The 15,732-nt window shown below is 48.6% G+C and carries 6 protein-coding genes; 3 read left to right on the top strand and 3 right to left on the bottom strand.

Going from position 1 to position 15,732, the window contains the following annotated elements:
• Positions 1–7: 7 nt before the first annotated feature.
• Together CD05_RS0107885 and gltB are read right to left on the bottom strand one after the other, a co-directional pair.
• Positions 8–1,453: a glutamate synthase subunit beta gene (locus CD05_RS0107885; RefSeq protein ID WP_028510056.1), complete on the bottom strand. Its 1,446-nt coding sequence runs from the start codon at positions 1,451–1,453 to the stop codon at positions 8–10.
• Between the two features lie 3 nt (positions 1,454–1,456).
• Positions 1,457–5,968 (bottom strand): glutamate synthase large subunit, encoded by a 4,512-nt coding sequence (gene gltB / locus CD05_RS0107880; RefSeq protein WP_028510055.1) that lies wholly within the window; start codon positions 5,966–5,968, stop codon positions 1,457–1,459.
• Between the two features lie 677 nt (positions 5,969–6,645).
• Here gltB and CD05_RS0107875 point away from each other — a divergent pair.
• Positions 6,646–8,439, top strand: coding sequence for an ammonium transporter (locus CD05_RS0107875; protein ID WP_028510054.1), 1,794 nt, complete (start codon positions 6,646–6,648; stop codon positions 8,437–8,439).
• 223 nt (positions 8,440–8,662) lie between these two features.
• Here CD05_RS0107875 and CD05_RS0107870 read toward each other — a convergent pair whose 3' ends face one another.
• Entirely contained in the window at positions 8,663–10,024 is a 1,362-nt protein-coding gene (locus tag CD05_RS0107870) for a C40 family peptidase (RefSeq protein ID WP_037322900.1), read from the bottom strand.
• 433 nt (positions 10,025–10,457) lie between these two features.
• Between CD05_RS0107870 and CD05_RS0107865 the strand changes: the two genes are divergently transcribed.
• Together CD05_RS0107865 and carB are read left to right on the top strand one after the other, a co-directional pair.
• Complete coding sequence (locus CD05_RS0107865; RefSeq protein ID WP_028510052.1) at positions 10,458–11,537, top strand: carbamoyl phosphate synthase small subunit; 1,080 nt, start codon at positions 10,458–10,460, stop codon at positions 11,535–11,537.
• A gap of 120 nt (positions 11,538–11,657) precedes the next feature.
• Positions 11,658–15,713, top strand: coding sequence for a carbamoyl-phosphate synthase large subunit (carB, locus tag CD05_RS17840; protein WP_084262138.1), 4,056 nt, complete (start codon positions 11,658–11,660; stop codon positions 15,711–15,713).
• Positions 15,714–15,732: the final 19 nt, after the last annotated feature.

The following is a 15,732-nucleotide window of genomic DNA, read 5'->3' as shown; positions in this document are numbered from 1 at the left end:
TTCCTCCTTAAAGAAGTGTGTAGCCCATAAGAAACTCATCAGCTTCACGGGCGCAGTCGATGCCTTCACGGATAGCTCTTACGACCAGCGACTGGCCGATGTGTGCATCGCCTGCACAGAAGAGCTTGCCGCCGATGCGGTGTCCTTCAGATGTGAGCCTGTTGCGCTCACTTAGCTTTGCACCGAATGCCTCAGCTACATATTCCTCGCAGCCGAGGAAGCCTGCGGCGATAAGTGCTATCTCGCAGGGGAGCGTCTGCTCGCTGCCCTCTACCTCAACACCTCTGCCTGAGGAGAAGTCGAGCTTGACTGTCTTTACGGCCTTAAGTGCTCCGTTATCGTCCTTTATGAATTCCTTGACGGTTGTCTGATATATCCTCGGGTCGCTGCCGAATACTGCGGCTGCTTCCTCCTGGCCGTAGTCTGTCTTGCATACCTTAGGCCACTCGGGGAAGGGGTTGTCTGCTGCTCTTTCGTCAGGGAGCTTTGGCATTATCTCAAGCTGTGTAACGCTCTTGCAGCCCTGTCTTACAGCTGTGCCTACACAGTCGTTGCCTGTGTCACCGCCGCCTATTACTATCACGTTCTTGCCCTTTGCTTCCTTGGGCTTGCTGCCTGAAAGCAGTGTCTTTGTGCAGTCCTTTAAGTAATCCACTGCAAATCTGACACCTTTAGCATCACGCCCGGGTGCGTTTATGTCTCTCGGCTTTGAAGCGCCGCAGGCAAGGATAACTGCATCAAATTCATCAGCTATCTCCTGTGATGAAACATCTACGCCTACATTGCAGCTTGTTCTGAACTCAACGCCCTGCTGCTCCATTATCTTGACACGTCTGCTTATAATGTCCTTTTCGAGCTTCATGTTCGGTATGCCGTACATGAGCAGGCCGCCAACTGCATCCTCACGCTCGAAGACCGTTACGCTGTGGCCTCTGCGGCTGAGCATATCAGCAGCTGCAAGTCCCGAAGGACCTGAGCCGATGACTGCTATCTTTTTGCCGGTCTTGTGCTGCTCGGCTATGGACTTTATCAGGCCGTTCTCATAGCCGTATTCGATTATCATTCTCTCGTTGTCCCTTACCGTTACCGGCGAGTCGTTCACGCCGCATATGCAGGCTTTCTCGCACAGTGCCGGACACACTCTTGATGTGAACTCGGGGAAGGGGTTAGTCATCAGCAGTCTTTCAAGTGCAAGCTCAGGCCTGCCTCTGTAAAGTAACTCGCCCCATTCGGGAATGAGGTTGTTTAAAGGGCAGCCGCTCATCATTCCGCCTATGAGCTGCCCGTTCTGGCAGAACGGCACACCGCAGTTCATGCACCTTGCCGCCTGCTGCCTTCTTGACTGCTCGTCAAGAGGGCGGTGGAAGTCGTTAAAATCCTTTATTCTGTCAAGAGGCGCTGCGGCAGTGTTTTCCTGCCTTTCATATTCCATAAAACCAGTCGGCTTACCCATAGGTCATTTCTCCTTCTTTATAAGCTCAAATGCTTCTATCTCTGCCTGCTCGTGTGTCAGACCCTTTTCTTCAAGCTCTATCATTGCCTTGTGCATATTTGAATAATCGTGCGGTATTATCTTCTTGAACATGGGCAGATAGCTGCCGAAGTCGTCAAGAATGTGTTTTGCCTTTGCAGAACCTGTCTTTTCAAGGTGCTCTTCGATAAGTGAGCGCAGGTTCTTTATGTCGTGCTTTTCTGTTACCTCTGTGGAGTTTACAAGCTCCTTGTTCAGTCTCATGTAGAGGTCTCTGTTCTCATCGAGAACATATGCGATACCGCCAGACATACCAGCTGCAAAGTTCTTGCCTGTCGTGCCGAGGATAACAGCCACGCCGCCTGTCATGTATTCGCAGCCGTGGTCGCCTACACCCTCGCATACAGCAGTAGCACCAGAGTTTCTTACGCAGAAACGCTCACCGGCTATGCCGTTTATGAATGCCTTGCCCGATGTAGCACCGTAAAGCGCTACGTTGCCGCAGATGATGTTCTCGTCAGCCTCAAAGCCCGACTTCTCAGGTGTCATAAGTACGAGCTCGCCGCCCGAAAGACCCTTGCCGAAGTAGTCGTTTGAGTCGCCTGTCAGCCTGAGTGTCAGACCCTTCGGTATAAATGCACCGAAGCTCTGTCCGCCCGAGCCATGACAGTTGATAGTGAATGTACCTTCCTCGATGTCTGTGCCGAAAGCACGGGTTATCTGTGAACCGAGCGCTGTGCCGAATGCACGGTCGGTGTTTGATACCTCAACATCTATGCTCTTTTTCTCCTTGCTCTTTAAAGCCTTTGCAAGACCTTTTTTGAGCACACGCTCATCAAGTGTCTTTTCAAGCTCGAAGTCGTATTTGTCAGCATCAACGAAATGCTGCTTGTCGCTCTCCGAGTAGAAAAGTATCCTTGAAAGGTCTACGTCTTTGTCAGCCTTCGAGTAGAGAAGGTCAGTCCTGCCTATGAGCTCGTCAACAGTTCTTATTCCGAGACGAGCCATGTAAGCTCTCATCTCCTCTGCTGCAAAGCGCAGGAAGTTTATAACGTATTCAGGCTTGCCCTTGAAGCGCTTTCTGAGCTCGGGGTTCTGTGTTGCTATACCCATAGGGCAGGTATCCTTGTCGCATACTCTCATCATTACGCAGCCCATAGTAACCAGCGGAGCGGTAGCAAAGCCGTATTCCTCTGCACCTAAGAGTGCTGCTATAAGTATGTCACGGCCTGTCATGAGCTTGCCGTCTGTTTCTATAGTTACCTTTGAACGCAGACCGTTCATGCAAAGGCACTGGTGTACCTCAGCTATGCCCGACTCCCACGGGAGACCTGCGTTGTATACCGAGCTTCCGGGGGCTGCACCTGTGCCGCCGTCAAAGCCCGAGATAAGTATTATCTGAGCGCCTGCCTTTGCAACGCCGCAGGCTACAGTTCCGACACCGGCCTCGCTTACGAGCTTGACCGATATACGAGCCTTGTCGTTTGCGTTCTTAAGGTCGTAGATAAGCTCTGCAAGGTCTTCTATCGAATAGATGTCGTGATGAGGCGGCGGTGAGATAAGACCAACGCCTGCCGTTGAGTGACGTGTCTTTGCTATCCACGGATATACCTTGTTCTTCGGTAAGTGACCGCCCTCGCCGGGCTTTGCGCCCTGTGCCATTTTTATCTGTATCTCGCTTGCAGAAACGAGGTATTCATTCGTAACACCAAATCTGCCAGATGCGACCTGCTTGATAGCCGAGCCCTTGATAGTGCCGAGCCTTTCAGCGTCCTCACCGCCTTCGCCGCTGTTTGACTTGCCGCCGATGCTGTTCATAGCCTGAGCAAGACACTCGTGTGCTTCCTTGGAGATTGAGCCATAGCTCATAGCACCTGTCTTGAAACGCTTCATGATGCTTTCAGCGCTCTCGACTTCTTCAATCGGTATGCCGCCGTTCTCGTCAAACTTAATGCCGAGAAGGCTTCTTATAGTCAGCTGCTTTGCGGTCAGCTTGCTTGAATATTCATCGTATGCTGCCTGGTCATTGTTCCATGCTGCTTTCTGGAGCAGATGTATTATCTCAGGTGTGTAAAGATGCTCTGTCTTGCCGCTGCGCAGTCTGTGGCTGCCCGAGCTCTCGATGCCCTTGGGTGTTTCAAAGCCGAGCGGATCAAATGCTGCACGGTGGAGCTTTTCTGTTCTGCAGCTGATGTCGTCGAGCTTGATGCCGCCTATCCTGCTGACAGTGCCCTTGAAGTATTTATCAATGAGCTCCTGCGAGATGCCCACAGCCTCAAACAGCTTCGAGCCGTGGTAGGACTGTATCGAGGAGATACCCATTTTTGAGGATATCTTTACTATGCCGTCGAGTATAGCCTTGTTGTAGTCGTTCTCTGCTGCGTAGAAGTCCTTGTCAAGCAGCCCTGTGTCGATAAGCTCCCTGATAGTCTCCTGTGCAAGATACGGGTTGACAGCGCAGGCACCGTAGCCGAGCAGAGTTGCGAAGTGGTGAACAGCTCTTGGCTCTGCACTCTCTAATACTATTGATACAGCTGTGCGTTTCTTTGTTGCTACAAGGTGCTGCTGTAAAGCCGCAACTGCAAGCAGCGAGGGGATAGCTGCACGGTATTCATCAATGTCTCTGTCAGAGAGGATAAGTATGTTAGCGCCTGCTCTGTAAGCCTTGTCAGCCTCGATAAAGAGCTTCTCTATAGCAGTTTCAAGAGTTGTACCTATATAATATGTAATTGATATTACAGCCGAGCGCAGCCAGTCGTTGTCGAGCGCCTTTATCTTGAGCATATCTGTGCTTGTGAGTATCGGGTTCTCGACCTTGAGCACACGGCAGTTGTCTGCTGTTTCTTCAAGCAGATTGCCGTCCTTGCCGATGTACATAGCTGTGTCTGTTACTATGTGCTCTCTTATCGCATCGAAAGGCGGATTTGTTACCTGCGCAAACAGCTGTCTGAAATATGAGAACAGCGGCGGATCGTTCTTGTCGAGCTGGGGGAGAGCAATGTCAGAGCCCATTGAGATGATAGGCTCGGCAGCATTCTGCGACATCGGGAGTATAACATTCATTATATCCTCGTATGTATAGCCGAATGCCTTCTGCATCTTTTCAAGCTGCTTTGAGTCGTAGCTCGGAACGTGCTTGTTGGGTATGTGCAGATCATGCAGCCTTACCAGCCCGTTGTCGAGCCATTCGCCGTAGGGCTGTAATCTCGAATAGTATTTCTTAAGCTCAGCATCGTCCTTTATGCGGCCTTCCTTTGTGTCAGCAAGCAGCATCTTGCCGGGACGAAGCCTATCCTTCTTTACTATATTCTCAGGTGCAACATCTATGCAGCCTGTCTCGGATGAAAGGATAAGGAAGCCGTCCTTTGTGATGCAGTATCTTGAAGGACGCAGACCGTTTCGATCAAGCACGGCACCCATTACCTCACCGTCAGAGAAAAGTATAGATGCAGGGCCGTCCCACGGTTCCATCATAGTTGCGTAATACTGATAGAAGTCGTACTTGTCCTTTGAGATATCACGCATATTGCTCCACGGCTCGGGTATGGATATCATAACTGCGAGCGGAAGCGGCATACCGGACATTACCATGAATTCAAGTGCATTGTCAAGCCTTGCCGAGTCAGAGCCGTTAACGTTTATAGCAGGGAGGATGTTGCTCATATCGTCCTCGAATGCCTTGCAGTGCATAGTCTCCTCACGGGCGAGCATCTTGTCGGCATTGCCTGTGATAGTGTTTATCTCGCCGTTGTGAACGATTATGCGGTTGGGGTGAGCCTTTTCCCAGCTGGGTATCGTGTTTGTTGAGAAGCGGCTGTGTACCATAGCGATAGCAGATACATAATCCTTCTCCTGAAGATCCTTGTAGAATCTCCTGAGCTGTCCTACAAGGAACATACCCTTGTATACAACAGTTCTCGATGAGAGCGAGCAAACATAGCTTGTCTCATTTGCCTGCTCAAATATGCGCCTTGCAATGTAGAGCTGCCTGTCAAAGGGAAGACCCTTTTCCACATTCTCAGGTCTCTTTACAAAGCCCTGGCATATAAAAGGCATACTCTCCTTTGCACGGGAGCCTAAGATATCCGCATCATGCGGAACATCACGCCAGCCAAGAAGCTGCATACCTCTCTTGCAGAGAATCACCTCAAACATCTTTTTAGCAACGCTTCTTTTTAGCTCGTTCTGCGGGAAAAAGAACATACCGACGCCGTAATCACCGTCAGAGCCTATCTCAAATCCGAGCTCCTTGCACTTTCTGTGATATAAAGAATCAGGTATCTGTGTAAGTATACCTACGCCGTCGCCTGTCTTGCCCTCGCCGTCCTTGCCGGCACGGTGTTCGAGCTTCTCAACGATAGAAAGAGCGTCAGACACTACCTTGTGAGAGCGCCTTCCCTTTATATTGACTACTGCACCTATACCGCAGCTGTCATGCTCGAAGCGTTTGTCATACATACCCTTCTGCTGATAGAGTTCTCTGCTCAAATTTTCCATTTTCAACACCTCATGATAAGTTTATAGTTAACTGTACACTGTTAACTGTTAACTAAGGCAATACCGCACAACCACCGGCGGATACCTTTGTGTGCCATCTACTTGCGGATTTTCCGTCATATCACACAGAGAATTCTTGCCATACGGTAGTATGCCTGCGAATTTTCTATGCAATCTGACGAAAAATCCGACTGCGCATCTGACACACAATGGTCGTGCGGTATTGCCCTAAATAAAAAAGCGTCCTTACGGGCAGACCGCAAGACGCTGTAAAACAAAAAAGCAAAGGCATACTTTGGGCACCACCCATAAAGAACGCCTTTGCTCTTTATACAAATATTAGCATAAAAAGTCTGAAAAGTCAAGTGTTCCGGCGCTATTTGCGAAGATTTGTGAAAAATGAACGTAAATACAAATCTCAAAAATGCAAAAAATTGTAATTTTTAACGATTTGCGAAAAACCCCCTTGACAAATCGCACAGGCTGATTTATAATTTGCACATAGACAGCAACGAGGCTGCGAGCTTGAATTGGCTTGCAGTCTTTTTTTGTAATAACGCTCGGGTCTTGTATGCCTTTTGCGGTATCGCAAATGCTGCTGTATATAGTTACACAATGGAGTGTATAAGTTTCAGGTTCGACTTATACGCTCTTTATTTTTTGGGAGGGATCTTTTTATGGAACTGGAAAAAATCATGGAGGCCATCAGTGAGACCAACTCGGCGATATACGGCGTGTGGTTCATGATAGCCGTAGCGCTTGTGTTCTTTATGCAGGCGGGCTTTGCAATGGTGGAGACGGGCTTTACCCGTGCTAAAAATGCAGGCAACATCATCATGAAAAACCTTATGGATTTCTGTATCGGTACAGTAATGTTCATAGCAATAGGCTTCGGCCTTCTTCTCGGTGAAGATGCAATGGGCATCATCGGTAAGCCCGGCTTTGATATCTTCACAAGCTACGACAACTTCGCATGGGATCAGTTCGTATTCAACCTCGTGTTCTGTGCTACAACTGCTACTATAGTATCAGGCGCTATGGCTGAAAGAACTAAGTTCTTATCCTACTGCGTATACTCAGCAGTAATCTCAGCTTTCATCTATCCGGTAGAAGCACACTGGATATGGGGCGGCGGCTGGCTCGCAGAGCTTGGTTTCCACGATCTTTCGGGTTCCTGCGCTATACATATGGTCGGCGGCGTTTGCGCACTTATCGGTGCTAAGATGGTCGGCCCCCGTATAGGCAAATTCACAAAGGCTAAGGACGGCGAGATCAAAGTAAACGCTATTCCCGGTCATAACCTCACACTCGGCGCACTCGGCTGCTTCATTCTCTGGTTCGGCTGGTATGGCTTCAACCCGGCAGCTGCTTCTGAGGTAGGTCAGCTCGACTCTATCTTCCTTACAACAACAGTGGCTCCTGCAGTTGCAACAGTTGTATGTATGATATTCACATGGCTCAAATATGGCAAGCCTGATGTTTCAATGTGCCTTAACGCATCTCTTGCTGGTCTTGTCGGCATCACAGCAGGCTGCGACGTGCTCGACTGCTTCGGTGCTATAATGGTCGGCGTTGTTTCCGGTCTTCTCGTATGCTTCGGCGTATGGCTCCTTGACTATAAGCTCCACATAGACGACCCTGTCGGTGCGGTAGCAGTTCATATGATGAACGGTATCTGGGGCACACTTGCTGTAGGTCTTTTCGCAACATCTTCTGCACCCGGCTATCATATCCAGCTTGAAGCAGGCGGCATCAAGGAAGAAGGCCTTCTCTATGGCGGCGGTTTTGAGCAGTTAGGTCTTCAGGCTCTCGGCGTAGTTTCAGTAGCAGGCTGGGCAGCAATAGCTATCACAATAACATTCCTTATTATAAAGGCAACACTTGGTCTTAGAGTTTCCGAGCAGGAAGAGATCATAGGTCTTGACGCTACAGAGCACGGCCTCGTATCCTCTTATGCAGACTTCGCTCCTTCTATGGGTGAGATCTCAATGCACGGCTATACAAAGGACGACGCTAAGAGCGTAACAAAGGTCGAAGCTCCTGCTAAGCCTGTAGTTCCTGTAGAAAAGGCTGTAGAGGTAGAGAGCTACACAACAGACATCGACACAAACAAGTTCACAAAGATAGTTGTAGTATTCAAGCAGACAAAGCTCGCAGAATTCATACACGCTATGGATCAGATAGGCATAACCGGTATCACAGTAACAAACGTTATGGGCTGCGGTATGCAGAGCGGCTCCAAGAACTACTACAGAGGTACTGCTGTAGAGACAACACTTCTTCCTAAAGTAAAGGCTGAGATAGTTGTCTGCAAGGTACCTGCAAGAACTGTCATAGACGCTGCCAAGGCAGCACTTTACACCGGCAGCTACGGTGACGGTAAGATCTTCGTATACGACATCGAGAACGTCATCAAGATCCGTACCGGTGAGGAAGGCTACGATGCCCTTCAGGACAGCGGCGATGACTAAATCAGCTTAGTTTAGCTGAGGTCCGCCTTAGGCGATGAAATAAAAAACGACCTCCAATATTGCAAAAGCCCCCGACGGAAGTATCTGTCGGGGTGCTTTTGGTCTATATAATAATGTATAGATACCATACCTTTAATGAAAAGCAAGACCCCCGAAGTTTTAAAACCTCGGGGGTGATCATTGTTTAATGTGTTCTTTTAGTATTTACCTTTATAATACATTATTAAATGTATCTCTTGATAGCTGTTATCTGGCTGTATGTAAGAACATTCGAGAGGTTCGATATAACGATACCTGTTTCCTCACACTGAGCCTCGACCATTCTGCCGTTGCCGAGATAGATGCCAACGTGGTAGATAGATGCATATGAGCCGTAACCAAAGAATATTACATCGCCGGGTATCATATCATTGTATGAAACGCTCGTGCCGTAGTATGCCTGAGATGCAGCATAGTGGGGGAGCGACATACCTATCTGACCGTATGAGAGCATTACAAGACCCGAGCAGTCGGTAGCTCTGAAGTTCGAGCCTGCCCATACATACGCACCGCCTACATTCGAGAGAGCGTAGTTAAGTACGATGTCTATCTTCTCCTGACGTGAGCTGTCGTTTAAAAGCTCCTGTGCAGGACGTGAAGGCTCGGGAGCCTGTGTTGTCGTTGTGTATACTCCGGGCGACGGTGTCCAGTCATCATCGTCATCGTCGTCGTCGTCAGAATAATCCACCCAGCCCTGAGTGTATACAGGGGGAGGAGTCGTTGTGGTCGTAGTCGTGGTAGTTGTTGTAGTCGTAGTTGCAGTCTTTGCTTCTTCGGAAACAGAGGATATCTTGGCCTTTAATTCCTCAGCCTGTGCATCGAGCTCTGCCTTGTCAGCTGTCAGCTCCTGCAAGGTCTTGTCAGACTCTTCCTTTAAGTAATCGAGCTTTGTTTTCTGCTCTGTCAGCTCGTCATTCTGCTCCTGGAATTCAAGGCTCTTTGCCTTTAACTTTTCCGACTGTTCTTCAAGCGTTACCTGCTTGGCTTCGAGGTCGTTCTTCTGAGCGATAAGGTCATCAAGCACCTGATTGTCATGCTCTGCCACACGCTGTATAAGCTCCAGTCTCATGAGCACATCGTAGAAATCCTCCGAGTTCATGATAACATCAGTGTAGCTCTCAGTGCCTGCAACATACATAGCCCTGAGCCTTCCGCTGAAATCGTCAAGACCCTTCTTTATCTCCTCGGTCTTTACCTCTATCTGATGCTTTGTCTCGTAGAGCTCACCTGCGAGGGTGGCCATTTCGTCCTCAGTCTGCTTTATATTGTCCTCAACGAGCTTTATCTTCTCGTTTACGGTGTCTATCTGTTCCTTTATAGCGTCGAGCTTTTCTACCTGAGATTCTATATCAGAAGCCTTGGAATATATCTTCTTGTCAAGCTCCTCCTGCTTCTCATCGAGCCTTGCGAGCCTCTGCCTGTACTCGTCAGGCGTTGCGCTTATCACCGGCACAGACTGATTGATGTTCGAGCCTATAACGGTCGCTGTTATCAGAAAAGCCGCCGCCATAGCGACTATTTTCTTTATTCTTGCTTTTATATACATTGTATCAAACTCCATTTAAACGTCTTCTGGATTGTTGTCAATTTGTAATTATTATACACCCATATGTAATTTTTGTCAAGGTCTTTCACATAAAATTCACCAAACGAGTACGAAAATTTGTAGGGTAAGTATAAAATGCAGTCTTGATACGGCGTTTGCTGCAATGGTTACAAATCGGTAAATGGATTTCCGTGTACGATCAGTGTTTGCAAGCGGAGTGATTCTGAGCGAATGGCCTGTACAAAGACGGACCTGATCTTGCGATATGCATCCCTTACCGGCATTTGCAAATGCTTTTTAAGCTTTTGCACGCATTGTTAAAATTGCATTGTTTTGCAGGAAAGCAGGGTAAAAAATTCATAAATGTACTATTTACAAATAGGGGGTTATATGCTATAATATTAGTTGATATCATGAATGTAAGGAGGAGAGCATAGTGCAAAAGGCATATCTTATACTTGAAAACGGCACTATATTCGAGGGCAAGAGCTTCGGAGCTTCCGGTGAAGCTGTTGGTGAGATAGTTTTTACTACTGCAATGACAGGCTATCTTGAAACACTTACCGACCCCAGCTATTATGGCCAGATAGTTTGTCAGACATTTCCTCTTATAGGAAATTATGGCGTTATTCCCGCTGATTTTGAAAGCGAGCGTCCTCATTTGAAGGCTTATATTGTCAGAGACAGGTGTCAGGAGCCCAGCAACTTCCGCTGCGAGGGTGATCTTGACACTTTTTTAAAGAAAGAAGGAATCGTCGGTATCTACGGTATCGACACCAGAGCACTTACCAAGATCGTGCGTGAATACGGCGTTATGAACGGCAAGGTGGTAACAGAGGGCTCAGGCTCGGGCTTCGGCCTTTCAGAGCTTAAGAACTATACCATAAAAGATGCCGTGAAGAACACAACTTGCAAGGAAGAGCATACAGAGACTCCCGTCAGCGTCAAGAGACGTGTAGTGCTGTGGGATTTCGGCGCTAAGGCTAATATCGAGCGTGAGCTCGTAAACAGAGGCTGCGAGGTGACTGTTATCCCTGCCGGCACAAAGGCAGAGAGGATATTCGAGCTTGCTCCTGACGGTATAATGCTTTCAAACGGCCCCGGCGACCCGGCAGAGAATGTAGAGATAATCGCCGAGCTTGCAAAGGTCTGCGAGAAGAAGATACCGACCTTCGGTATATGCCTTGGCCACCAGCTGCTCGCTCTTTCACAGGGCGCTAAGACCAGTAAGCTCAAATACGGCCACAGAGGTGCTAACCAGCCCTGCGAGAACGTTGAGACAGGCAGAGTGTATATCACCAGCCAGAACCACGGCTATGCAGTCGATAACGACAGTGTCCCCGAGGGCGGAAAGATATGGTTCAAAAATGCAAACGACGGTACCTGCGAGGGTATAAAGTATGACAGTATGCCGGCATTCTCGGTGCAGTTCCACCCCGAAGCCTGCGGCGGCCCTCTTGATACCGGGTTCCTGTTTGATGAGTTTATGGAGCTTATCGACAAGGCAAAGTAAGTTTGTAGGCCTTAAGGCCGTTTACAGGTGCTGCGTTTTTGCAAGCCCTGTTGCCCCTTAAGCTGTAGCTTTTGGGAATAAAGACCATAACTGTTAACTTAGAAACTGGAGGTTTTTTAAATGCCTTTAAATAAAGATATTAAACGTGTTCTCGTGATAGGCTCAGGCCCTATAGTAATAGGCCAGGCAGCTGAGTTTGACTATGCGGGTACACAGGCGTGCCGTGCGCTCAAGGAAGAAGGGCTTGAGGTTATCCTTATAAATTCCAACCCTGCTACCATTATGACGGATAACCACATGGCTGATAAGATATATATCGAGCCGCTCACACTTGAAACGGTAAAGCGTGTCATCAAGAAAGAGCGCCCTGACTCGGTACTCTCTACCCTCGGCGGCCAGACAGGTCTTACACTGTCCATGCAGCTTGCAAAAGAGGGCTTCCTTGATAAATACGGCGTAAAGCTCCTGGGCGCAAACCCTGAGACGATTGATAAGGCTGAGGACAGACAGATGTTCAAGGATACTATGGAGTCTATCGGCCAGCCTTGTATACCTTCGCTCGTTGTCAATGACGTTGAGAGCGCTGTTGATTTTGCAAACGAGCCCGGTATTGGCTATCCGCTCATTATCCGCCCTGCATTCACCCTTGGCGGTACAGGCGGCGGAATAGTCAACAACGAGGAGGAGCTCCGTGAGATAACAAGAAACGGCCTCTACCTTTCGCCTATAACACAGGTCCTCGTTGAGAAGTGTATCGCAGGCTGGAAGGAGATAGAGTTCGAGGTAATGCGTGACTCAAAGGGCAACGTCATCACCGTCTGCTCTATGGAGAACTTCGACCCTGTCGGTGTTCATACAGGCGACTCTATCGTTATCGCTCCGTGCGTAACACTTGCTGATAAGGAGTATCAGATGCTCCGTTCGGCAGCTCTTAAGATAATAGATACTTTAAAGGTAGAGGGCGGCTGTAACTGCCAGTTCGCACTCGACCCTGAGACTTTTGACTATGCAGTGATCGAAGTAAACCCCAGAGTTTCACGTTCGTCAGCACTTGCTTCAAAGGCTACAGGCTACCCGATAGCAAAGGTAGCAGCAAAGATAGCTATCGGCTATACTCTTGATGAGATAAAGAACGCCGTTACCGGCAAGACCTGTGCCTGCTTTGAGCCTGCACTCGACTATGTAGTTGTAAAGCTGCCTAAGTGGCCGTTTGATAAGTTCGTTTACGCTAAGCGTGAGCTCGGTACTCAGATGAAGGCTACCGGAGAGGTAATGGCTATAGGCACTACCTTCGAGCAGGCTATCATGAAGGCTGTAAGAGGTGCTGAGATAGGCCACGACTGCCTTATCTCGCCTAAGTTTGAAGCTCTTTCTGATGAGGAGATAAGAAACAAGCTCCATGACTGCAACGATGAGCGTCTTTTCGTTGTTTATGAGGCATTAAGACGTGGCGTTACAGTTGATGAGATACATAGCATCACAAAGATAGACGAGTGGTTCCTCTATAAGCTCACAAAGCTTATCAACATCGAGCGTGAGCTTGCAAAGGGCATACTTACCTATGACCTTTATACCGAAGCTAAGAAGCTCGGCTACCCTGACTGCGTTATTGAGCGCCTTTCCGGCTGTATGGTCGAAAAGCCCCTCTCGGCTGTTTATAAAATGGTCGATACCTGCGCTGCTGAATTCTCTGCGCAGACACCTTATTTCTACTCGACCTACGACAACGACGACGAAGCTGCTGAGTTTATCGCCGATAAGGCAAGCGGCAATAAGACAGTCATCGTATTCGGTTCAGGCCCTATCAGAATAGGCCAGGGTATCGAGTTCGACTATGCTTCCGTTCACTGCGTGTGGGCATTAAAGGAAAAGGGCTTTGACGTTGTTATCGTAAATAACAACCCCGAAACTGTTTCTACAGACTTTGATACAGCTGACAGGCTTTATTTCGAGCCGCTGACTAATGAAGATGTATATAACATCATCAAGGTCGAGAAGCCATACGGCGTTGTTGTTGCATTCGGCGGTCAGACAGCTATCAAGCTCACAAAATTCTTGGCAAGCAAGGGTGTCAATATCCTCGGTACACCTCCTGACAGCATAGATGCCGCAGAGGACAGAGAGCGTTTTGATGAGCTTCTTGAAAGGCTCCAGATAAAGCGCCCCAAGGGTGACACTGTAATGACCTGCGACGAGGCATTGAAGGCAGCAAATGAGATAGGCTATCCTGTTCTTATGCGTCCCTCTTACGTTCTCGGCGGTCAGAATATGATAATCGCCTTTACCGATGACGATATCAGAGAGTATATGGCGATAATACTTGCACAGGGTATCGAGAACCCCGTGCTTATAGACAAGTATCTCATGGGCACAGAGCTTGAGATAGACGCTATCTGCGACGGAGAGGAGATACTTATCCCCGGTATCATGGAGCATATCGAGAGAACTGGTATTCACTCCGGCGACTCGATAGCCGTATATCCTGCATGGAATGTCTCCGACAGCCTTATGAGACGTATAGTTGACTGCTCACGCAAGCTCGCTGTTGCGCTCAATACAAAGGGTCTTGTAAATATCCAGTATATCGCATACCACGATGAGCTTTATATAATCGAAGTCAACCCCCGTTCTTCAAGAACGATTCCCTATATCTCCAAGGTAACAGGCGTGCCTATGGTAGACCTTGCAACAAGGTGTATGCTCGGCGAAAAGCTCGCAGATATGGGCTACGGCACAGGGCTTTACAGAAATTCACCATACGTTGCAGTCAAGGTGCCTGTGTTCAGCTTTGAAAAGCTTATAGACGTTGATAACCAGTTGGGCCCTGAGATGAAATCGACAGGCGAGGTGCTTGCGGTTTCAAGCTCACTTGAGGAGTCGCTTTATAAAGGCCTTATCGCTGCCGGCTATAAGCTCGGCAAGAAGGGCGGCGTGTTTATCACAGTCCGTGACTCTGACAAGAGAGAGATTCCGCAGACAGCCAAGAAGTTCTATGACTTAGGTTTTAAGATATACGCTACAAAGGGTACAGCCGCAGTGCTTGAAGAGCACGGCATACCTGCCGAGGCTGTTCCGAAGATCCACGAGAGCGACCATAACACACTTACCCTCATCGAGAGCGGCAAGGTGGGCTACGTTATCTCGACATCTTCCAAGGGCAGGATACCCACAAGAGATTCCGTTAAGATAAGAAGAAAGACAGTAGAATGGAATATTCCCTGCCTTACATCTATAGATACAGCTAATGCTATAGCAGACTCTATACGCTCGAAGTTCACCGAATCGACTACCGAGATAGTTGATATCAACCACATGAGAACCGAGAAGCACAAGATAGAGTTCACAAAGATGCATGGCTGCGGCAACGACTATATCTACATCAACTGCTTCGAGCAGACTATAGACAACCCCGAGGGTCTTGCACTTGAACTGTCTGACAGACACTTCGGCATAGGCGGCGACGGTATCATACTTATCTGCCCGTCAAAGGTCGCAGACGGTAAGATGCGTATATTCAACCTTGACGGCTCAGAGGGCAAGATGTGCGGCAATGGCATCAGATGCGTGGCTAAATTCATGCGTGACAACGGCATCGTTGACCGTGACGAGATGAAGATAGAAACACTAAGCGGCATTATGAGCGTATCGCTCCAGCGCCACTACGGCCAGGTAAACGGTGCGACAGTAAATATGGGTGCGGCAATACTTAAGCCCTCGCTCATACCTACAACACTCCCTGAGGACGACAACGGTCTTGTAGTCAACAGGCCGCTCGATATCGACGGTGAGACATATAACGTTACCTGCGTATCAATGGGCAACCCCCACTGCGTAACGTTCATGAACAATATCGACAGCATCGAGATAGAAAAGCTCGGGCCTAAGTTCGAGTTCAACAGCGTGTTCCCTGACAGAGTCAATACCGAGTTTATCAAGGTGATCGACGAGACGACCCTTAAGATGCGTGTATGGGAGCGTGGCTCGGGCGAGACATGGGCTTGCGGCACAGGTGCCTGCGCAGCAACAGTTGCAGCTGTATTAAACGGCTACTGCCCGAAGAACACCGACATTACAGTAAGACTCAAAGGCGGTGACCTTGTTATCAAGGTAACTGACGATGCAGTTTATATGACAGGTAATGCTGTGACTGTATTCAAGGGCGAGATAACTGTATAATTTCATCAGAAAGCGAGTG

This window comes from Ruminococcus sp. NK3A76, from assembly GCF_000686125.1.
GTDB lineage: Bacteria > Bacillota > Clostridia > Oscillospirales > Ruminococcaceae > NK3A76.
This window is presented reverse-complemented; position numbering and strand designations above follow the sequence as displayed.

Excerpts from the sequence above, each read along its gene's own strand:
- CD05_RS0107885 (WP_028510056.1), bottom strand. The coding sequence starts at position 1,453 with ATGGGTAAGCCGACTGGTTTTATGGAATATGAAAGGCAGGAAAACACT.
- gltB (WP_028510055.1), bottom strand. The coding sequence starts at position 5,968 with ATGGAAAATTTGAGCAGAGAACTCTATCAGCAGAAGGGTATGTATGAC.
- CD05_RS0107875 (WP_028510054.1), top strand. The coding sequence starts at position 6,646 with ATGGAACTGGAAAAAATCATGGAGGCCATCAGTGAGACCAACTCGGCG.
- CD05_RS0107870 (WP_037322900.1), bottom strand. The coding sequence starts at position 10,024 with ATGTATATAAAAGCAAGAATAAAGAAAATAGTCGCTATGGCGGCGGCT.
- carB (WP_084262138.1), top strand. The coding sequence starts at position 11,658 with ATGCCTTTAAATAAAGATATTAAACGTGTTCTCGTGATAGGCTCAGGC.